This window comes from Hwanghaeella sp. 1Z406 (assembly GCF_048892425.1).
Taxonomy (GTDB): domain Bacteria; phylum Pseudomonadota; class Alphaproteobacteria; order UBA8366; family Aestuariispiraceae; genus Pacificispira.
Genome location: NZ_JBLZHU010000002.1, coordinates 384,038 through 404,912, shown reverse-complemented (window position 1 = coordinate 404,912; position 20,875 = coordinate 384,038). Strand labels below are relative to the sequence as shown.

Here is a 20,875-nt window from a genome sequence, read left to right as displayed (position 1 = left end):
CAGTGACCGCCCCAATCCAACCACAAAGTGCCGTCATTCCCGCGAAGGCGGGAATCCAGGGCCGCATCGCACCAGTCTTCGGGCCGCTCTGGACCCCGGATCACGTCCGGGGTGACGAAGATAGGGGCCGGTGGGTTCCTCATAAGCGTAACACCACGGGAGGGACACAGTGACCGCCCCAATCCAACCACAAAGTGCCGTCATTCCCGCGAAGGCGGGAATCCAGGGCCGCATCGCACCAGTCTTCGGGCCGCTCTGGACCCCGGATCACGTCCGGGGTGACGAAGATAGGGGCAGGCGGGTTCCTCATGGGCGCAGGATCACGGGAGGAAATCAATGACCGCCCTTCCCTCTCAGACTCAGAAAAAGCTGGGCCTTGTGATCGATCTGGACATTTGCGTCGGATGCCATGCCTGTGCGGTGAATTGCAAGGAATGGAATACCGGTGGGCACAGCGCGCCATTGCCGGACAATGACCCCTATGGTGCGGATGCGTCGGGCGTATGGTTCAATCGCATCCACAGTTTTGAAGTCGTCCCGGAAGACGGTGGCGACAGTCGCATGGTGCATTTTCCGAAATCCTGCCTGCATTGCGAGGACGCGCCCTGTGTCACCGTCTGCCCGACCGGCGCGTCTTATAAGCGCGAAGAAGACGGGATCGTTCTGGTCAATCCCGACACATGCATCGGCTGTAAGCTGTGCAGTTGGGCCTGTCCCTATGGCGCGCGGGAATATGATGACGATGCCGGGATCATGAAGAAATGCACCCTGTGCGTGGACCGGATTTATAATGAAACCCTGCCAGCGGACATGCGGGTTCCGGCCTGTGTATCGACCTGTCCGGCCGGGGCGAGGTCCTTTGGAGATTTTGGCGATCCCGACAGCGCGGTTTCCAAACTGTCTGCGGCCCGTGGCGGCTATGCCCTGATGCCGGAACAGAATTGCAAGCCCGTGAACCGATATCTGCCGCCGCGCCCGCGCAAATCCGTGGCGGAAGAGGCCATGGGCGGCGCAGGCCTGACCCCCGTGGCCGACAGCAGTGCCGGCGTCATGGCCCGGTGGCTCGATAAAATTCTTTCCTTGTGAGGCGTTGTTATGCATCCGGCTAAATCGGTCATCTTTTTTACCACCGCATCGGGCGCAGGGTATGGCGTGTTGATTCTGTTCATCCTGATGGACATTGCAGGCCTGATTCCGGGTGGATGGGATGTCACGCTGATCAGCCTTGGTGTCGCCCTGGGTCTGATCACAGCGGGACTGTTATCGTCTACCGCCCATCTGGGTCATCCCGAACGGGCCTGGCGGGCCATGAGCCAATGGCGGACATCCTGGTTAAGCAGAGAGGGCCTGTTCGCCCTCATTACCTTTCTTCCCGTCCTGATCTATGGCGCAGGGCGGTTGGTCTATCCCGACATGACCACCCCCTGGCAGCCCGTGGTCGCAGCGCTTTCGGTCGCCCTGGCCCTGATCACGGTCTATTGTACGGCGATGATCTATGCCTCCCTGCGGCCAATTCCGGCCTGGTCCAACGGATGGACGCCGGTCTGTTACCTGACCCTATCGCTTTCCAGCGGGGCGGTCCTGTTAAACGCGCTGTCCTTCTTTCTGGGCTTTGCCAGCGTATTTTTGATTTTATTCAGCATTGTTTTGTTGTTGGCGGGGCTGATCGCGAAAGTGATGTATTGGCAGTCCATCGCATTGGCCAGCCCCCGATCCACTGCCGAAAGTGCGACGGGACTGGGCGGCATGGGCACGGTGAAACTGTTCGAGGCACCCCATCAGGGGGATAATTACCTGATGACGGAGATGGGGTTTAAGATCGCCCGCAAACACGCCGCACGGCTGAAGCGGTTGGCAATCCTGTGGGGCTTTGTCTTCCCCATCATCGCGATCTTTCTGACCCGCTATAGCGAAGGCGCGATCACCATTGGCCTGTTGGCGATATCCGTTCTGACCGCCGCGGTCGGCCTGATCGCGGAACGCTATCTGTTCTTTGCAGAAGCGAAACATTCCGTGACCCTGTTCTATGGCGAAAGCGCGGCCTGATAGTGTGGTGCGTGATTATTTGGAAGCACCACACTACTCCGTCTCTGACGTGCCGCCGATGCGGGCAATGCGCAGCAGATTGGTTTTGCCCGGTGTGCTGAAAGGCACACCCGCTGTGATCACGATGCGGTCCCCAATATTACCAAAACCGTCAATTTTCGCCTGATGGGTCGCGGTTTCCGACATATCGTCCAGGCTGGCCGCATCGGGCACCCGGGCAGGATGAACCCCCCAGACCAGCGCCAGACGCCGGGCCGTATCATCGCGCGGTGTCAGCCCCAGGATCGGTGCCATCGGGCGTTCCCGGGCGATGCGCAATGTCGTCGATCCTGATGTCGTATAGGTCGCGATTGCATTCACATTCAGCGTTTTCGCCATTTGTGCAGCGGCCGTCGCCACCGCATCTGCGGTGGTTGGCTCCGGCTTCTGGCGCTGGGCTTCCATCCCTTCCCGATAGACCGAATCCCGCTCCACCCGTTCAATGATACGGTTCATCATCTCAACGGATTCAACGGGATAGTCCCCCACTGCCGTTTCTGCCGACAGCATCACAGCATCGGCCCCGGAATACACCGCCGTTGCCACGTCAGAGGCCTCTGCCCGGGTCGGGACAGGCCGTTCGACCATGGAATCCAGCATCTGGGTCGCAACCACAACCGGCTTCCCGGCCATACGGCACGCATTGATAATGCGCCGCTGCAGCACCGGCACGTCTTCCGGCGGCATTTCGACGCCCAGATCACCCCGCGCGACCATGATCGCATCCGCTGCGGCCACAATTGCATCCAATTCCGTGATGGCAGACGGCTTTTCCAGTTTCGCCAGAATACCAGCTTCCCCTTTGATCAGGGCGCGGGCTTCTTCGATATCTTCCGCACGTTGGACAAAGCTCAAGGCAACCCAATCCACCCCCAGGCTGAGACCATATTTCAGATCGATCAGATCCTTTTCCGTCAGGGGCGACAGGGGCAACAGCACGCCTGGTACATTGACGCCCTTACGTTCCGATAATGGCCCACCAACAGCGACGCGGCATTCGGCAAATTCCGGCCCACAGGATGTCACCACCAGTCGGATGCGGCCATCATCCAGCAATAATTCCGCATCCTTTTCCAAGGCCTGGAAGATTTCCGGATGGGGCAGAGTCACGCGGTTGATATCGCCGGGTTTGTCTTCCAGGTCGAGGCGGAACTGCATCTCCTCAACCAATTCAATCGGGCCATCCTTGAAGGTCCCGATCCGCAGTTTTGGGCCTTGCAAATCCATCATCACCGCAATGGGGCGGGCAAACTTCTGTTCCAATCCCCGAATGATGTCCAATCGGGCCTTATGTTCCGCATGGGCACCATGACTGAAGTTCAGCCGGAACACGTCCACGCCGGCTTCAAACAACGCCTGAATGGAGGCTTGGTCCCCGGTTCCAGGACCCAATGTGGCGACAATCTTGGTACGGTGCTGACGGCGCATGGCTGCGCTTCCCCTTTTTCGTGCTGAACATTCATAAGTGTCGTGTCGCCGCACTATAAGAGAGCGACGCGGTGTTTGCTTGCAAAAACCGCAGCCTTGGGTCAAATCATTTTATCGCCATTTCCACAGGGTGGAAAATAAGGAAATATCTGCCTTTATCCGGTTGGGTCGCTTCAGAGGGATATGCACGCATGGAAGAGAATGCCAAAGATCCGGACCACAAACCCAAGCGGGGGCGACCTGCCACAGGCCGGGATGGCGGAGGCGTAAAATCCAATGACAGTGATACCGGCGTCCGGTCTTTGAACCGCGCCTTGTCCCTTTTGGAAGATGTTTCGACCCAGCCCGAAGGGGCAGCGCTTGGGGATTTGGCGCATCGCGCCGGTCTGGCCCCGTCCACCGCACACAGGCTTTTGAAAAGTCTGGAACTGCGCCGGTTTGTTACCCAGGATGCGGAACGCGGACTGTGGTTCACCGGGGTTCAGGCCTTCATCACCGGCACTGGATTCCTGCGCAATCGGGATGTTGTCGCCATCGCGCGCCCCTATATGCATCGCGCCATGGAAGAAAGCGGTGAATCGGTGAACCTGGCCATTCTGGATGGGACCGAAACGATCTATCTGTCCCAGGTTGAAAGCCGCCAGATGATGCGCGCCCTTGCGCCGCCGGGTGGTCGCGCCCCGTTGCATGCCTCTGGCGTTGGCAAGGCGCTGTTATCCGGATTGAACCAACAGGCGGCGGAACAGCGCATCGCCAATCTGACCTTCACCCGATACAGCGATAAGACCATTCGGGAACCCGCTGCGCTGATGGCCAGTATCAAACAGGCAAAACTTCAGGGATACGCAGTGGATGACGAAGAACATGCTGTCGGGCTGCGTTGCCTTGCGGCCCCGATTTATAATGAATTTGGGGAACCGGTGGCGGCAATTTCCATATCCGGGCCTCTGGCACGGATTGAGGATTCGCGGCTGCCGGTATTGGGTGAGCTGATCCGCAGCATCGCGCAGGACATCACCGCCGCCTTTGGCGGGGGGACGCCAGCTGGTCGGAACTGATGCCTGTTCCCTACTATCTTTCGGATTGAGTCGCCGATACGTCTTCGGTTTTCCACCGTCGCACCAGATTCGACTGGATGCCAAACAGATCCAGGACGCGCCCGACCGAATGATCGACCATATCGTCCAGACTGTCGGGCTTTGCATAAAAAGCCGGAACGGGCGGCGCGATGATGCCCCCCATTTCCGTCACGGTCGTCATATTCCGCAAATGAACCAGGGTCAGCGGCGTTTCCCGTGCCATCAGGACCAAACGGCGGCGTTCCTTCAAGACCACATCGGCAGCACGGCTGAGTAGATTGGCCGTCACACCGGTAGCGATTTCCGCCAGGGTCTTCATGGAACAAGGCGCAATCACCATGCCATCAGAGGGGAAGGACCCACTGGCACAAGGAGCCCCGACATCCCCGATAGCATAGGAAACATCGGCCAGTGCGCGCACATCGCGCGGCTTCAGGTCGGTTTCATATGCCAGCGTCATCTCCGCTGCTTTGGACAGGATCAAATGCGTCTCAACCCCTGCGGTTCGCAGTGCCTGCAACAGCCGGATGCCATATACGACGCCAGAGGCGCCGCTGATTCCGACAACTAATTTGCGCTGCACCATCGATTTTCCTTCACATTCAAAGTGACTGTAGTAGGCTAATACATACCGCGTCTGGCGAATTATTCCAGTAGGGAGTGTTCGTCATCAAGAGTGCGGGACGGCGGGTTCCACTTGCCATTTGCAATGAGGCGCCTCGCCACAGGCCCAATCCCTTGATAACCGGCACGGTAACGTGAGGTAACGCATTCTCAGTAATGGGTTGCCGGGCGAGTGCTGAATCTGGCCTCAGGCATATAAGCCTGATTGGATTCGACACGCATCATTGATTGCTTTGCTCAAGGCGTCAGGAAAGGAGGCTCCCTTCATCAGAAGAACCAGAACCCACCAATCTGGTGCATATGATTATGCTCTCTGCCTGGAAGTCAGGCGATTGGTGTTTCGGGTTTCGCCTTGGTGTCTTCCAATCGTTGATCGTGGCTTCGCTAACTCTGAACACTGGACCGTTATGGTCTTAACGTATGGGAGATTAGTCAAAAATGAGCACAGTTCACCGTATTGAAAGCCTGAAATCCAAACATGCTCAAATTGATAAGCGTCTTTCGGATGAAAGCGCGCGCCCGATGCCCGATGAAACAACCGTCTTGGCGCTCAAACGGCAAAAACTTCAAATCAAAGATGAAATCCAATCACTGACGGCGCATTGACGCCTGCATTTAAGGGTAGACACCCTTAAATGCGTGTATGATCGACGATGCGGTCGGTCCAATGACCTTTCAATTTGGACCGACCAACCGTCCCCCAAACGACGATGTTGGCACTTATGTGTCAATTTGCCACAGGCTTTTTTACAGCCACTTCGTGTTCTGGCATACCATATGCAACTTTTCAAAAAGCCCGTAAAAGGTGAATACCCGAATATTCACCGATTCAATTCTCTTTTTACGCGGCATTGCTGTCGGCAACATCATTGTGATGGTATTTTTTGAGGGGGCTGGAACTTCTGGATCAAGGCGATTATTATAAAAAATGAGTAAAAAGCCGGCAATTTATTTCTCGCAAAGGTTTATAAATTTCTAAATTGATATACATATATAGTAAAGGTTGTCATTCTGCTTCTAAAAATAGTGTTTTGTAGAAGTATTTAATTTTAGATATTTTTTACTAACTAATAAATAGTGAGAAAAAAACTTAAACAATTTGAAAAGAAACAGAATCCTTGACTGAATGGCGTTTAGACATTTTGTAACAGCGTGAAGCAAGATCTGCTTCGTAAGTGTGGCGTGGATTGTGCATCCATGTTGCTGTGGTTGGTTATCAATAGTTCGCACAGCACCCGACCCCGGTGTAAGCAACTTAGAAAAGGTGGACAAATGCCTCATCCTGTAGACGTAACGGTTGGCAACCGTGTTCGCGAAATGAGAATTCGCAAAGGCCTCTCCCAGCAAGCCTTGGGAGAACAAGTCGGTGTAAGCTTTCAACAGATTCAAAAATATGAACGGGGCACGAACCGAATGGGGTCGTCACGACTGATTCAAATCGCCGATGTGCTGGACGTGCCCGTATCGACCTTCTTTGAAGGACTGGGCAAGTCCGAAGCGACCAATGTAAGCAGCGCCAGTGAAGAAGGTCCATTGAATGTCAAGGCGTCCAAAGTTGCCCGTGACTGGCAGCGCATCGGGGACGAGCGGTTACAAACCAAAGTCGCCGAGATGATGCGGGCCTTATCCCGGGGCTAGAGCCCTCTGCTGATTATCTAGATCCGTCTCCCATTTATACTGTCGGATATGAACCAACGGCGCGCTGGCTGAATTGATGTCGTAATCAAAAGCCGGTGCGCGTGGTTCCCGAACGCAAATGGGCGAGATACTGTGCCGCATAATCACACCCGACCAATTCAGTGAAAAGACCCATCAGACGTTTGGTGACCGGACCCGCATGGCCCAGGTAACTGCGTCCGTTCAGGCTTCTGACGGGGCACAGACATAAGCTGGTCGACGTGAAAAAAGCCTCTGACGCCGTCGCCGCCGTGTGGAGCGATACATCCTGTTCTGAGACATCGATCCCGTTATCGCGGCACAGGTCCAGCACCACGGCGCGGGTGACACCCGGCAAAATATTGTCTGCCTTGGGCGTGATGACACGGCCATCCCGGACAAAGAAGACATTGCACCCAACGCCTTCTGCCAGATTGCCATTCATATCCAACTGCAAAGCCCAGGCGCCAGGCTTGATCGCCGTGACCTCCCGCTGGGCCAGCATCGGATTCATGTAATTATTGATCTTCGCATTGGGGCTTAACGCGTCCGGCGGCACCCGTTTCAGGGGCGCTATGACGGCTTCAATCCCATCCCGAAACATTGCGGCCCTGGCGCGCAATGGCAGTGGGGTACATTCAATCACAATTGTTGCACCGTCTTGAATGGGCGGCTCTCCATCCAGGCCTATGACACCGTTGGAGATACGCTGCGATACCCAGTAATCCTCATCGGGCCCCAGCAGGGCACGGTTGCGAGCCACGACTTCTTCGGTCGTATCCATAATCTCCTGCCGGTCCATCTGAATTTCGATACGGGTATAGGCCAGGCTTTGAAACAGTCGATCCACATGCTGTTCCAGTCGGAAAATTTTGCCCTTGAACGTGCGCGCCGTATCAAAAACGCAATCGCCATAGACAAAACCGGAATCCCGAAAGGACAACAAGGCCCGGCTTTCCGGTAAAAAAGCCCCATTCAGGTAGACACAGCGTTCATTTGCGCGGGTTTCCATATCAACGCCCCCCTAAATCTCTGCCGTGCGGTCGCGCAGGGCAAATTTCTGCACCTTGCCCGTGGACGTCTTGGGCAAAGGGCCAAAGACAACATGCCGGGGACATTTGAAATGTGCCAAGCGTTCCCGGGCGAAGGCAATGATTTCCTCTGCACTTGCTGCTTCTCCGTCTTTCAGGGTCACGAAGGCGCAGGGCGTCTCCCCCCATTTCTCATCGGCCTTGGCGACAACAGCAGCCTCCAGGACCTTTGGATGGCGATACAGCACGGTTTCCACCTCAATGGTAGAGATATTCTCGCCCCCGGAAATGATCACATCCTTGGATCGATCCTTTAGTTCGATATAGCCATCGGGATGCCAGACCCCCAGATCGCCCGAATGGAACCAGCCGCCGGCAAAAGCCTCCCGCGTCGCGGCCTCGTTCTTCAGATAGCCGCGCATCACAACATTGCCCCGGAAGAAAACCTCTCCCATGGTGACGCCATCTTTGGGCACCGGCTCCAGCGTTTCTGGATTGGCAACCATCAAGGCCTCCAGCACATGATAATTCACACCCTGGCGGGCCTTCAGCCGGGCGCGCTCCTCCGCATCCAGTACATCCCAGTCAGAGTTCCACTCACACACAACCGCCGGACCATAGACCTCTGTCAGGCCATAAACATGGGTGATGTGAAATCCTTCCTCCTCCATTCGTTGCAGGACGGAGGCCGGCGGTGGGGCCGCCGCGGTCATCGCTTCCACCGTTTGCGGCAGGATGCGCTTATCCTCCGGCTTTGCATTGACCACCATGTTCAGCACAATCGGCGCACCACAAAAATGCGTTACCCCCTGATCCGCGATGGCATCAAATATCGCCTTTGCCGAAACCTGCCGCAGGCACACGCTGGTCCCGCCAATCGCCGCCAAGGTCCAGGGGAAGCACCAGCCATTGCAGTGGAACATCGGCAGGGTCCATAAATACCGTGCCCCCGACCCCATTGTCCAGGTCACCACATTGCCCAGCGCCAGCAGATAGGCCCCCCGGCTGTGATAGACCACGCCCTTTGGATTGCCCGTCGTGCCACTGGTATAGTTCAGACTGACCGCCTGCCATTCATCCGCAGGCGGGCCATAGGCAAACCCAGGATCGCCGGTTTCCAGAAACTGTTCATAAGTCATCTCCCCCAAAAACGGCCCAGGATTCCCGGCCAGGGGGTCGTCGATATCAATGACCAGAATATCGCGTCCTGCCTCTTCCAGTGCCGGCCCAACAATAGCGGCGAAATCCCGATCCGTGATCAGGACCTTGGCCTCCCCATGATTCAGGATGAAGGCGATGGTGGCGGAATCCAGCCGCGTATTCAGCGCATTCAGCACCGCCCCCACCATCAGCACCCCGAAATGCGCCTCATACAAGGCCGGGATATTGGGGGCCATGACGGCGACCGTATCGCCCAGACCAATGCCGCGCTGGGCCAGGGCGGACGCCAACCGGCAGCATCTGGCCTCCGTCTCTGCCCAGCTATAGGACAGCGCACCGTGCACCACCGCTTCGCGATCCGGAAAAACCTGGGCCGCACGCTTTAGAAAACTCAGCGGTGACAAGGGTGTGTAATTCGCCGGGTTCCGTTCCAGCCCGGTCTCATAGATGCTCACCTGTTTGGTCCCCATTGATCCGTTCCTCACCCTGGATTCTTATGCCACAAATTGCGGTCCCAAACAGTGCCCGATACGCCCCGTCCCTGCCAATCTCTTTCGGCAAGGCACCCCAAACCAGCCGCCTTGAGCTTGCCACAGGTCGCCGTTACACTCTGGCAACCACGGGATGCATTTAAAAGGCGCGGCGCATGGCAGGGGCAGAGGCGACGAAGGTGGTATTTCAGACGGCGCTGGCATATTTTGAAAACCACTAAATCACGATCTATACTAGAACTACTTATTTAGAAAACACTGAAAATTGGATAAAGCTTTAGGGGCTGTTCAATGACGTGGAGGGGTTTCTATGAGCAACGAAGGCAATAGTGACGATGAAAGTAAGTATCTGTTGATCTTGGAACAATTGGACCTTGATGCTGTTGCAGAAAAAGCAGGCGGCAAAGAGAGTTATGACTTTGGGAGGGCTTTCCTGGAAAAAGCAAGGGGCACCAGTGAGGTTGGCGACGAAGTCACAGCTCGAGCCTGGACGCTAGTCGGACAAGTGTGTCAGATGATGTTCGCACCCTCTGATGTAAACGAACCGTTCTCGGCATTTGCGGTATTTCAAGATGGCCGAACACTGATTCCCGATGACATCGATGAAGAAACGTTGAAGAGACTAATCGGCTTGGCGCCAACCATCCGCACGCCTGAAGTAAAATCGAGAATTGCAGATGTGGCTTGGTGTCGTCTCAGAGATATCCAAGCGGCCCATTGTGCTATCGATGGATATGTAAAGAGCGCTGACGCCTTATTCGACCCAGAACACTGGGTCGAATATGCCGAACGCATTGAACGAGCGCTGAGGCTTGCGGTTCAGATACGCGACAACAATTGGATCGCCAATGTCGAGGGACAGATCATCAGGCGACTTGATGAGCTAAATGGGTCTGATCCGCTTTACCTTTCCTTGCGATTAGTTGAACTTCAGAACGAGTTTGAGTTCGGCGATCCTGAAGTAGCCTCGACTTATTTGCAGCGAATAGTTGACGCTTCGCACATAGCCGGAGATTTCGAGAAGGCGCGTAAATACCTTTCCGAACTTTCGGTGACTAAGAAGCGGGCCGGTGACAAGGAAGCCGAGAAGATTGCCAATTTCAGGATTGCGCAGTCCTACGAAGAGGAAGGAGAGCATCGAGCCAAAGGCGGAAGCAACTTGGCAGCGGCACATTTTTTCGAATTTGCTCACGATGCCTACAGAAGTATTCCTGGGTGTCGACAAGACGCAGAGCGAGTTTATTCAAAACTGCGTGAAGCGCAGGCTGCGTCAGTCAAGGAAATGCAGTCCGTCACAACACCATCAATAGATGTTTCGGAAATTATTACAGCGGCCCGTGATCACGTCTCAGAGAAAAGCACATTGGATGCAATGTTGTCACTCGCGACACTATTGCGACCCAGTGATTTCCAAAAGTTGAACAAGCGGGCCATTGAGCATGCAAAGAAGTTCCCTCTGCAGAACTTATTCGGTGGTCGCCGAATGGACCATGACGGACGTGTCACCGGTATCAGGACAGCGGCCACCGACGAAGATCGCAACCAAACACGCGCACAGTGGGAGCGAGTAGTTGAGCTAGCGATGTTGGATCATCAGTTTGAGGTTCAATCCACGATCATCCCGGCGCTGCAACAAATCAACTTTGAGCATTCAATCTCGCTTCGAGATATTCGCGACATCGTGGCAAACAATCCAATTGTTCCAAAAGGCCATGAAGAACTTATAACAAAGGGGCTCTACTTCGGGTTTCGTCTCCAGTTCCAGGAAGCCAACTCCATTCTTGTCCCACAGTTTGAAAACTGCATCAGACATGTCCTCAAAGAGCTTGGTTGTGAGACTTCGACCCGAGACAGGTTTGGAATTCAAGATCACATGCCTTTCGGAACGTTATTAGGCAAATACCAAGATCAACTGCGAGCGGTAATGAGCGTCAACGTTATCCTTGAACTCAAGCTTCTGTTTACCGACCAGAACGGGGCAGCGGTTCGCAATAGGGTCGCTCATGGCTTGGCACCAAGCGGGGAGTTCTTTGCGCCGCATATGATCTACGCTTGGTGGTTCATGTATTTCGTCATTGTAAACCCTATCTTCCGGTACCTGTCCAATGCACCTGTTCGTGTTGAAAATGACGCAACGGAAGAACACCTAACAACTAGAAGTGAAAAATAGCACTATGATATACTAAAAAATAGAGTAACACGCCCGCGAATTGCGCAGTCTACGGAGATATCTCAATTTTATTCTACGTAATTTTTTTACAGGAACTAAAAACATTATACGGGGCAGGAGGACTCGAACCTGAGGCTCGCTTTCTAAAAAGTATTCTGCCTCTTATCACTCTAATTTTCATTGTGCCGCCTCTGCCCGAGACCTAAACTTCAGCAACCACGGGGTGCATTGAAAGGATGCGGCGCATGGCGGTTGCTGAGGCGGCAAAGATTGTATTTCAGACGGCGCTGGCGGGCACGCTGGAGAGCAAAGGGTTTCGCCGGGTTTCCGACACCAATTATGTGATCGAAGGCGATGGCATCGAGTGGCGGGTCATCTTTGGACCGGAATACAAAGACGAGCCCGGCACCTTTCTCGACGCGACCGGCATCTTCATTCCAGAAGTCGACCGGCTCTGCCTCGCCCTGGAAAGCCAAAGCGCCCCGCTATCATTGCCTATGGCCCGTACCAAGTACCGAGCGCACTTTTCTTTTGAATGCAGTTCCATCATCGATCCTAAAAAACCCTACAACGAAAGAGAACATGACCCCTGTTACATTCCGGAACAAATCGGCAGCGATCGGCGTGGTCGTTGGGCGACTAAGGGAAAGGATTTGGAAGCACTGGGACAGAGGATAGATCATTATTGGCAACGAGACACTTGGCCTTGGCTAAGAGACCGCATGACCTTGGGAACCGCCTGCGGGCCCCTGCCTTCGATGGAATGGGTTCCCGGGGACAGAAGGGGCACCTGGTTTGAGTTGTTACAATGGTGGGCCTGCGGTTACAGGGATTTGGTCATAAGCAAATTTTCAGATATGGAACGCGACGCAGCTCAGGATGACCACCAGATTTTTCAAATTCTTAAAGAAAAAAAACAAGTTGGTAGAAGTCTGTTCCTTGGTCGATTCATTCCATTTCTTTCTGATGTTAAGGAGCAAAAAATTCGAGACTTAAGGCAACTTTACATGCAAAAGAATGAGCACATGCAGGAGATCATTGATTTGTTGAATGTAAGGCAAAATGTTGAAGAAAAAATGCGCGATTGGCGCTAAGCACCAACCGCGCACAACCAATACTACTCTAAAGTTTCAGCGGATATTGCGCCTCTGATCATTGCTGCAAGACCAATAACAGGAATTGGGTTCCTTTCACTGCTTTGAGCTTGATATGCCATTGCACGCGTAAGAATTATTTCCGAACTATACGGAGATAATTTCCCATTCCGAACGGCTGTATCCAGTCTTTTCTGTATAGCCAATTCAAGATGACGTGGACTGATCTGATCTAGTCGAACTCTCAGATATTTAACCGAATGGAGTGTGTACTCTTTTGCATCATGCGGCCTTGCCGTTGGCATCTCAAGAGGAATTGATCCATCGTTTTTCCTTTGAGAAACATCCAATTTCGCGCTGCCTGACTTAACCTCATACGCGGTTCCAAGCTTATCTCTATCAGGTCGCCAAACCAGACCAAACAGATTATCAACCCCCTCAGGCGTTGAAGCATCATATATACGACTTCGTTTGGCAGTCTTATCAATTTTGCCGACAGCTCTCGCACCATAGTCATCATAGACGGTAAATCCTGCCTCTCTCATTGCTTGCACCACCTCCCTTTCAGTCGCGTCCCCCATGGACATATTTAACAGAAGTTGGACTGCCTTCTGATCCGCCTCAGGTATTCCCTGAATCAGCTCCTTGGTATCGAAGGATTTGAACTTCTTGGGAAACTGACGTTCAAACTTCGCGAGGCGCACGCCCACAACCAGTTTTCGGCCGCCTGCGGTGGTGCGCAGGCCGCGAACCAGGGCGGTGCGGGCGAGTTTGGCGACTTTCCCGACGCCTGGCACGGCCCCCGCTGTGGCCAATACGGCAAACAGACCGTTCTGACCGGCCAATTTCCAATTGCCCGCCTCAATCGCCTTGGTCATGGCGGTGAAATCAGTCACGGCATCCTGGGCAGAGCGGACCTCCCCGATGATGGGCAGCATGTCCAGCAACAGGTCCCGGGCCCGCGCCAGGTCCTCCTCGCGATCCGGCGCGTAAGCATTGACCAGAGTTTCGGCCATATCAGCCTTGCTGGCCCCTGATGCCTGCCCTTCGACAACGTCCAACAGGGCAAGTTCCCGATCAATGGCTCCCTGATTGCGGCTCCGACGGCGCGGCCCAAGCGACGTCTTATCGAACGCCCCTAATTCAGCCAGGCGATCTTCTATATCTTCGACACTCAGATCACCGGAAAGTACCTTGCGGATATCGTCTGCAATCGCCGGGTCTTGGGCCATGGCTTCTGCCAGGCGTTTGGTGCCAGTTGTGTCCAGGCCTTCCAGACGCACCCCGTCCCCAAAGTCCAGTACGGGCTCGGCGTCTGGCGCGCGCGTGATGGTGACCCCGGCTTTTTCTTTGGCCGCGGCATAGGTTTCCGACCCTTCGGCAAAGCGGCGCTTCTCAGCGGCTTCCTGATCCTGGGCGATGGCTCTGGCGATGCGGGCCTGGGCGGTGGGGTAATCTTCATCCTTCCGCTTTTGATAGCGCGCAGGATTATACGCCCCCGGATCACCAAGGCCGATCTTGACCTGGCTAGACTCCAGTCCCCCCTTTTCCCCATCATTTGCCCCCGCATTCGCCCCCACACTCGCCTGTTGCTCAGCGGCGTTCGCCCGATAGGCGGCAATTTCCCGATTGATGCCCGCATCAAACTGTCGGGCTGCCTGTGGATCGCTTTTGCCAACAGCCAGGCTGTGCAGGCGGGCAATTTCCCGCAATTCTGGAATGGCCGCCTCTCCACCGTCCTGCAAGGCGCGGCGGGCGTGATCGTAGTAATCATCATAGCGGGCGACCCTGGCCACGGCATCGGCCTCCCGTTGCAGCACCGCCTGGTCCTCTGCGGAGCGCGCCGGGCGCGGTGTCGCTGTGGAACGGATTGCACCGGATAAAGGTCGATGCGCCTGATCCAGGGGCTTATGGGCAACCTTGTCCACAGATCGCCCGGTTTCCTCAGGACGCGCACTATACCCATAGGGGTTCAGCACAGGCTCCTTTGGTGACACTGCCGGCTGGCGCTTTTCGGAAGGAGCGGTCCAGCGTTTGGGTTGGCCTGTCGGCTGGGACCCGTTGTCCCGTTCCGGGATTAGGGTCGATGGCTTCGGAAGGGCGGGCTGATTTTCTTGCTTTGTCCCAATAGTCGTTCCAGCCTCTGCCCTGATCCGGGCCGCACCTTCGCCCCCGACAGAAATCGAGCGAGGCGTATAGGGTTGATAGCCTGTCGTCGGGTTAAGCCCCCTGTTTTCCGACCCTGGAACGGGCCCAGATAGCACACCAGACGGCGCACCGGACAGCGAACCAGAGGACAGTGACGTATTGGGCGTTTGGACAGTTGGTGCCTGCACTTTAGGTATTTGAATTGACGGCCCTGTGGCCGCAGGGGCATTCCACCCCATGCCAAAACTTGGCCCGGCCCCGGCGGCATTGCTGTTGACGGATTTGGGCGTTGGCGCCCCTTCTGAGGATCCCATTTTACATCTCCTTGGATTTTGATTTGATCAGGCTTTGCAGCAGATTTTGCAAAACCCCTGTATTTTGATTGGCTGGCAGGCCACCCTGAGCCTCCAGCACGCGCTGTTTCTCGCCAGACCGGCGATAGACATAGATGCCCAGCACAGAGAGGCCCACGGTCCAGATCGTCCCCAGTGACGCGACGGCGGCGATGACCGGGGCGGCCTGTTGCGGGTCGGCGACCACGGTATAGGCAATTGCCCCCATCTGGGCGGCCCAGGTGAAGGCCATGATATAGCCAAAGGTCGGGCGCATGCGGCGGACATAGGCGTCGTCGCTGATACTCTCCGCCCGGATAGTCTGGTTGACCTGTTGCAGCCAGGTCTGGTCGGTATTGGCCTCCAGCGTGGCAAGGGCTTCCAGATGGCGATTGGCTTCTTTCAACTGGTCGCCATCCAGGCGACCCGTGGCGATTTCAGTATCGACCTGGCCCAGTGCGTCTCCCGCTGCTTTCGCGACAGAGTTGGAGGAATTGGACAAGGCTCCCCCGACGGCCTTTACCAGCAAGGGCAGGCCGATTTGAGCAAGTAACATTGGCAGCATAATGATGCTCCTTTCACGATAGGATTTGATAGAATTTGAATGACCCGATCCGGGCCTTAGGCTTGCGCCGTTCCGCCCATAGCGGATGTTCTCTGGGCCGTCGGTAATGCGTTGCGCCATAGGTCGGATCGACCAGCGCGCCCCGCACCGCCCGCGCTGCAATGCGGCGACAGACGGCGAGATCCGGGTCCGTGTCTGGGACCTGCATCAAGCTGGCGCGATACTCAGGCGTCAGGCGCCAGCAGGGAAATTGCCCACTGGCCAGGCAGGCTTCCACCACCGTGGTGCCCCACCAATCCTTGCCAAATCGCTGTTTCGCCAGACAAACGCGGTTCAGAACGACGGCCGCAATCGCTTCCTTGATGCGGACGGATTCAGCCCGGGCTTCGCCCCACAGGGTGCGGGCCAGGATATCAATGGCGGTTTCTTCCGCCTCCATATCCAAAGGCAGATTCAACAGGGTCATGACTCTCTCCTTGTCATATGTCTTGCAGAGGGTTTTTGGGAATCGAGCTTTGCTTCGATGCGCAGCAGGTGATCGGTCAGCCGCCCCTCCAGATCTTTCAGTTGAGAGGTTGAGGCATAGCTCTTGGCGACTTCCAATTTATAGGCGGAAAGCGCTTCCCGAAGCTGAGCAACAGCCGTATCCAGCCGTTGGCGGTGGCGCTCTAACGCAATGTCCTGATCGCGCCGTGTGCGCCACATCAGCCACCACAGTCCGGTCAGCGCCGGAATTTCGACAACAGTGATCCACCAGATCACGTCAATGGACGTGCCCGTCATTTCATTTCTCCTTATTTTACACAATTTTTGTTTTAGATATTTTCAGACGCTGAAATCAGCATCGGCGATGACACTGCCACCACCCCCCTGCCAGGATTGGCGACCGTAATGGGTGCTGGACCTGGGCAGGCGCACAGGTTCCATTGACAGGCACCCCGCCACCGCATCCAGCCCGTCATCGTGCCCTTTGCTGAGACCGCCCGCCTGCCATTCCCGCATTTCCATCGGAAAAGGCGTATCCCAAACGCTACGGTGACAGGCGATCTGACCAGCCGCCAGAACCGCATCAAAAGCTTCCAGAATGCGGGTATCCTTGGCCCTGGTTGAATGGCGCTCCTGCACCGCACAGGCGGTATGCAACACAGCCATTTCCCGGCGCAGCAGGCTGGGCAGAAATTTGCCGATCCCATTGGTCTCAATCGTGACAGAGGGCAGAAAATTCCGCCTGGCAAACCGCGCGACCGCCCGACATTGCTGACGCGCCTCGTCCAAATGCAAGGCGGGATCGGTGGTCAGATACTGAATGCGATGCAGTCGATAGATCCCGTCTTCGCCTGTAAAAACACAGGCCACGACGGAGGAATCCCCGGTTCCCGTCCCCCCATAGGCCGGGTCCCACCAGGCAGTGGCGGAGATCATCCGCACCCCGTCCAGCATCAGCATTGCCTCCCCGTTTCGCTCCACCAGATCCAACCTGGCCTGATACAGTTTCATGCGGTCCGGGTCCAAGCGACTGCCCACGATGTTCATGGGCTTGAGCATCATCTGACTTTGAAACTTTCCCTCCCCCTGGCGCAGCCGCAGCGCCTGGATCTCCTCCCGGCTATAGCGATCCGGCCAGGCGGACGTGCCGTCTGCTTTCAGAATCGGGACTTCCAGGCGCTTGTACCCCGCCAGAAATGGTTGAGCCTCGCCAATTTCTGACCGCGCCTCTTTTGCATAGATTGTGTAGTAACTATGTGGCGTACCGACATAAAGCTGCATGCCGCCCGGTACCAGAATGTAATCCGCCTCGCTGAGCCGGGCCCGCAGGTCCGCGCGCTTGGGAGCGGTATCACAGGTATTAGGCACTTCGACATCATCACAAATGATCAGGTCCGCCCGACTGCCGGTCAGGTTCGCCCCGATGCCCCGCGCCAACATGGAGGGATCACGCAGTTCCTTTAGCCGCTGCACCGTGAAACGATCAGACGCCCATTGATCCAACTGATCGGGCTTCAGCCCCTGGGTCAGCGGATGGCGTTCGATCAGGCGTTTCACATTGCGCACCATGCGACTGGCCAGGTCCTGCTCTGCCGCCAGAACCAGAATGCGCAGGTTCGGATCGCAATACAGTTTCCAGGCACAGAAAAGGCCGACAATCGTGGACTTCCCGGCCGCCCGGAACGCCAGCAGGATCAGGTGCCGATCCTGACTGCTTGCCCCGGCATTCACTCGGGCGTTCAACCAGCGACAGATGCGTCGATGCAGGACCGGCGTTTTCTGACCCTGTATTTCGTTCCATATCCACAGGAACTCCAGAAAGCTACAGGCTGTCATGCTGTGCCCCCCTGTTCCGTGTCAGACGGGATGGCGGAGTCAGAACTGTCTTCGTCCTCCTCATCATGAGCGAGTGCCGTTCGGGCGGCGCTAATCAATGTCGCGACCCCATCCAAATCCTTTTCCTGCGCTTCATCCTGGGTGGCGGCGGCTTCTGCCAGTTTGATGATCTGTTCGATATGGGCCAGGGCGGCCTTAGCCCCCGTATGGGCGGCAGCAAAGGATTTCGGATCTTCTGCAGGCCCATTCAGGGCAATCTGTTGATAGGCGGCGATGGCGGCATCCAGCATCGCTGGAAGCTTTTTCATCAACCGTTTCCGCATTGTGTTGGACTGTGGGCGACGGGTGCGTGGTGTACGGGATTGCGGGCGGCGGGCAGTGGCTTTCTTATCGACCATTTTAAGTACCTTCTTTGTTGAGTGCAGAAACGCGAAAGCCCCGCCACAGGGGCAGGGCTTTCGCAAAAAGCAGATATGTTACGCGGCAGATTACACAGTGACGCTTTCTGGTACGGGCCAATGCGCATCATCTGAGATGACAGTCGGTGGGTCTGTCTGCAATTGCGCAGAGACCGCAAGGCAGGCCTGGCGATAGTGTCGCATGGCATCAAAGATCAGACGGGCCTGTGCCTCGCTGGTCAGTGTCATCAAGACACCGGCCGCCGTGGCAAAACGCACCCCGTCCTCATCAATCAGCTCATCCGCAAACGCCTGAACAATTTCACCCACGCGCTGGGACGAGACCTCGTCACACCGAAACGGGCTGCCGTTGACAAATATGCCCTTGGTTATCCGGCGTTCCGCCTCAAAGCGGATCTGTCGCAAGGGGCTGGTCAGTTTTGCAATCTTTGTGATCGTTGGCATTTTTGTTCCTTTCAAATTAAGCTTCAAGCAAGGCTTGATCGCATTGGAAACCCCAGCGATGGAGAACAACATCTGCATCATTCTGGCAGTCCAGCTTCAAGCGTATGGATGTTCCACTGGGCTGCGATGACAGATCAACCGTGCCCGCTACAAGGGTGCGCCCGGTACTGGCCCATGTCTGCAATACAGTCGCAGATACAGCCGTCCAGGTTGTGCCGTCATCCCGACTGACCGACAGCACAAAATCCGTATTGATTTCTGGCTCCCCGTAGAGTTCAAGCTCCACCAGAACCCGTCCTTCCAAGGGGTCATTTTCCACCGTGATCGGGCTAGAGACGATTGTCATATCATTAATGACAGCGCCCAAAATCTGGATTTCTGTTATGACCGGAATATAAGTGTTAGCATTTGTGGTTCGAGATCCATCGGGACTGACGATGCGCACGTATCGGACCGTTCCGGCAATATCGACATGCTGCCATCCGGTGCTGTTTACAAAGGACCCTTCCCCAAGGACCACTGTATCCGCACCAAAGGCATTCGTTCTACAGCCGAGAACGCGCATATTGGCCATCATCGTCTGGTTCGCCAGCACATAGACAAGAAACCGGGTAACCGGCTTGATCGCACCCAGATCATATTGAACATAAAACCCGGATGTGAAGCTTGTGGCGGTGCCTTGCCAATATGCGCTTAAATTGCCATCTGTCGTAACCAATGGTGAATTGGCGTAGTTTCCGATTGGTGATACAGCATTGATACCACTGGACACGCTAGCCCCGGGGGACCGACAGTTATAGGAACCATCAATCGGGTTATAACTGTACCCTGATCCCGCCAGCGCACCGTCTTCGATGCCACTTTCGTCCGAGAAGTCATCGATATAGGTGTTGATCAACTGATACTCATTGACGCCATTTTCGATAGCCGAAGACCAAAGGAGCCGAAACTGAGTCTCCTCAAGGGCATTCAACTGGTTCCGAATCTCCGGCAAGGCCGTATCGTTGATCAAGTCCAGTGCCACGCCATCCGCCGCGATGTCTCGACCATCAACCGTATCGGGATCAACAATCGCATTGCCGTCCATGTCCAAAGACCCGGTCATCGCCACGGCACCATCCCGAGGCATGTAAATGTCATCGCCTACGAAAGTGGAGACCCAGCCCGACTGACTATACACCTGCATTGATTGTTCATCGGTATCGAAGAACAAGTCGCCTTGTTGCAGGGGCGAGCCGTTCAACCGCTGTGTCGGCGCTTGCGCGGTTGCATAAGACCCCAGATAGATAAGGGCGAATTGTGCTGTGGCCCCCATGGAATCCGGCACTTTTGTCACAGGGCGCCCATCGACATCAAAGCTCAGAAACATGCCCGCTCGATCCCGTGCCAGGGGAAGAACCAAGTCACTGTCAACGTCATACGGCAAGCGGTGAATGGAATCTCCGACCAGCGCCTCCGCCTGCTGCAACAACAGGGCTGTGCGATCCAGTTCGTCATTTAGTACTGCCGCACGCAGATCGGCCCCCGGCGAAAAGTCAGTGGTGCGTTGAAACGGCATATCCCGCCAGATTGAAATCCGTGCACCGCCACTGGGGCTCTGGCCAAAGACAATCGTCCCCCCCTGTTCCTGTCCAGTCCCCGTAATCGTATAGGCGGAAGAATCCAGGATCACGTCATCGACGGCCACGCGCAAATCCCCGTCACTAAGAATGGGGAATGGATAGTCGAATACAGACGTGCCCAATTCACCTTCTGCCTGCACATATTGAACGCGCGGACGCAGGTCATTGATAAGTATATCAGTCATTGTGTTTTGTTCCTTCGAG

Annotated in this window: 19 protein-coding genes; 7 read left to right on the top strand and 12 right to left on the bottom strand. The window is 55.6% G+C overall.

What is annotated here, in order from left to right; genetic code table 11:
* Positions 1-336 precede the first annotated feature (336 nt).
* Positions 337-1,086 carry a 4Fe-4S dicluster domain-containing protein gene (locus ACOSDR_RS06245; RefSeq protein WP_420725154.1) on the top strand — a complete coding sequence of 250 codons (750 nt, stop codon included), beginning with the start codon at positions 337-339 and terminating at the stop codon, positions 1,084-1,086.
* Positions 1,087-1,095: 9 nt separating this feature from the next.
* Positions 1,096-2,046: a dimethyl sulfoxide reductase anchor subunit family protein gene (locus ACOSDR_RS06240; RefSeq protein WP_420730699.1), complete on the top strand. Its 951-nt coding sequence runs from the start codon at positions 1,096-1,098 to the stop codon at positions 2,044-2,046.
* Between the two features lie 33 nt (positions 2,047-2,079).
* On the opposite strand, the gene pyk is transcribed toward ACOSDR_RS06240, so the two are convergent.
* Complete coding sequence (gene pyk, locus ACOSDR_RS06235) at positions 2,080-3,513, bottom strand: pyruvate kinase (protein ID WP_420725156.1); 1,434 nt, start codon at positions 3,511-3,513, stop codon at positions 2,080-2,082.
* A gap of 191 nt (positions 3,514-3,704) precedes the next feature.
* Here pyk and ACOSDR_RS06230 point away from each other — a divergent pair, with 191 nt between their 5' ends.
* Positions 3,705-4,571: an IclR family transcriptional regulator domain-containing protein gene (locus tag ACOSDR_RS06230; protein ID WP_420730698.1), complete on the top strand. Its 867-nt coding sequence runs from the start codon at positions 3,705-3,707 to the stop codon at positions 4,569-4,571.
* 13 nt (positions 4,572-4,584) lie between these two features.
* On the opposite strand, the gene ACOSDR_RS06225 is transcribed toward ACOSDR_RS06230, so the two are convergent.
* The gene (locus tag ACOSDR_RS06225; RefSeq protein ID WP_420730697.1) at positions 4,585-5,178 is read right to left on the bottom strand and encodes a UbiX family flavin prenyltransferase; all 594 of its coding nucleotides are present in this window, start codon (positions 5,176-5,178) and stop codon (positions 4,585-4,587) included.
* Between the two features lie 476 nt (positions 5,179-5,654).
* On the opposite strand from ACOSDR_RS06225, the gene ACOSDR_RS06220 reads away from it, so the two are divergent.
* Both ACOSDR_RS06220 and ACOSDR_RS06215 read left to right on the top strand, forming a co-directional pair.
* Positions 5,655-5,822, top strand: a complete 168-nt coding sequence (locus ACOSDR_RS06220) for a YdcH family protein (protein WP_420725159.1) — start codon at positions 5,655-5,657, stop codon at positions 5,820-5,822.
* A gap of 666 nt (positions 5,823-6,488) precedes the next feature.
* Positions 6,489-6,854: a helix-turn-helix domain-containing protein gene (locus tag ACOSDR_RS06215; protein WP_420725160.1), complete on the top strand. Its 366-nt coding sequence runs from the start codon at positions 6,489-6,491 to the stop codon at positions 6,852-6,854.
* A gap of 85 nt (positions 6,855-6,939) precedes the next feature.
* Here the strand turns inward: ACOSDR_RS06215 and ACOSDR_RS06210 are convergent, their stop codons facing one another.
* Together ACOSDR_RS06210 and ACOSDR_RS06205 are read right to left on the bottom strand one after the other, a co-directional pair.
* On the bottom strand, positions 6,940-7,884 hold the full coding sequence (locus tag ACOSDR_RS06210) for an aminotransferase class IV (RefSeq protein ID WP_420725161.1): 945 nt from the start codon (positions 7,882-7,884) through the stop codon (positions 6,940-6,942).
* A gap of 12 nt (positions 7,885-7,896) precedes the next feature.
* The gene (locus ACOSDR_RS06205; RefSeq protein ID WP_420730696.1) at positions 7,897-9,519 is read right to left on the bottom strand and encodes an acyl-CoA synthetase; all 1,623 of its coding nucleotides are present in this window, start codon (positions 9,517-9,519) and stop codon (positions 7,897-7,899) included.
* A gap of 346 nt (positions 9,520-9,865) precedes the next feature.
* On the opposite strand from ACOSDR_RS06205, the gene ACOSDR_RS06200 reads away from it, so the two are divergent.
* Together ACOSDR_RS06200 and ACOSDR_RS06195 are read left to right on the top strand one after the other, a co-directional pair.
* Positions 9,866-11,725 (top strand): DUF4209 domain-containing protein, encoded by a 1,860-nt coding sequence (locus ACOSDR_RS06200; RefSeq protein ID WP_420730695.1) that lies wholly within the window; start codon positions 9,866-9,868, stop codon positions 11,723-11,725.
* Positions 11,726-11,970: 245 nt separating this feature from the next.
* The gene (locus tag ACOSDR_RS06195) at positions 11,971-12,819 is read left to right on the top strand and encodes a hypothetical protein (RefSeq protein WP_420730694.1); all 849 of its coding nucleotides are present in this window, start codon (positions 11,971-11,973) and stop codon (positions 12,817-12,819) included.
* A gap of 23 nt (positions 12,820-12,842) precedes the next feature.
* Here ACOSDR_RS06195 and ACOSDR_RS06190 read toward each other — a convergent pair whose 3' ends face one another.
* The 8 genes from ACOSDR_RS06190 to ACOSDR_RS06155 all read right to left on the bottom strand — a co-directional run bounded on the left by ACOSDR_RS06190 (position 12,843) and on the right by ACOSDR_RS06155 (position 20,856).
* Positions 12,843-15,281 (bottom strand): hypothetical protein, encoded by a 2,439-nt coding sequence (locus tag ACOSDR_RS06190; protein ID WP_420730693.1) that lies wholly within the window; start codon positions 15,279-15,281, stop codon positions 12,843-12,845.
* Between the two features lies 1 nt (position 15,282).
* Positions 15,283-15,864, bottom strand: a complete 582-nt coding sequence (locus ACOSDR_RS06185; RefSeq protein WP_420730692.1) for a 3TM-type holin — start codon at positions 15,862-15,864, stop codon at positions 15,283-15,285.
* A 13-nt stretch (positions 15,865-15,877) separates the two neighbouring features.
* Complete coding sequence (locus ACOSDR_RS06180) at positions 15,878-16,330, bottom strand: cell wall hydrolase (RefSeq protein ID WP_420725168.1); 453 nt, start codon at positions 16,328-16,330, stop codon at positions 15,878-15,880.
* A complete protein-coding gene (locus ACOSDR_RS06175) occupies positions 16,327-16,647 on the bottom strand; it encodes a hypothetical protein (RefSeq protein ID WP_420725169.1) in 321 nt (106 codons plus the stop codon). Before ACOSDR_RS06175 ends, ACOSDR_RS06180 begins: the two co-directional genes overlap by 4 nt.
* A 42-nt stretch (positions 16,648-16,689) precedes the next feature.
* A complete protein-coding gene (terL, locus tag ACOSDR_RS06170; protein ID WP_420725170.1) occupies positions 16,690-18,186 on the bottom strand; it encodes a phage terminase large subunit in 1,497 nt (498 codons plus the stop codon).
* The gene (locus ACOSDR_RS06165) at positions 18,183-18,584 is read right to left on the bottom strand and encodes a hypothetical protein (RefSeq protein WP_420725171.1); all 402 of its coding nucleotides are present in this window, start codon (positions 18,582-18,584) and stop codon (positions 18,183-18,185) included. Before ACOSDR_RS06165 ends, terL begins: the two co-directional genes overlap by 4 nt.
* Before the next feature lie 90 nt (positions 18,585-18,674).
* The gene (locus ACOSDR_RS06160) at positions 18,675-19,049 is read right to left on the bottom strand and encodes a hypothetical protein (protein ID WP_420725172.1); all 375 of its coding nucleotides are present in this window, start codon (positions 19,047-19,049) and stop codon (positions 18,675-18,677) included.
* A 16-nt stretch (positions 19,050-19,065) separates the two neighbouring features.
* On the bottom strand, positions 19,066-20,856 hold the full coding sequence (locus tag ACOSDR_RS06155; protein WP_420725173.1) for a hypothetical protein: 1,791 nt from the start codon (positions 20,854-20,856) through the stop codon (positions 19,066-19,068).
* Positions 20,857-20,875 lie beyond the last annotated feature (19 nt).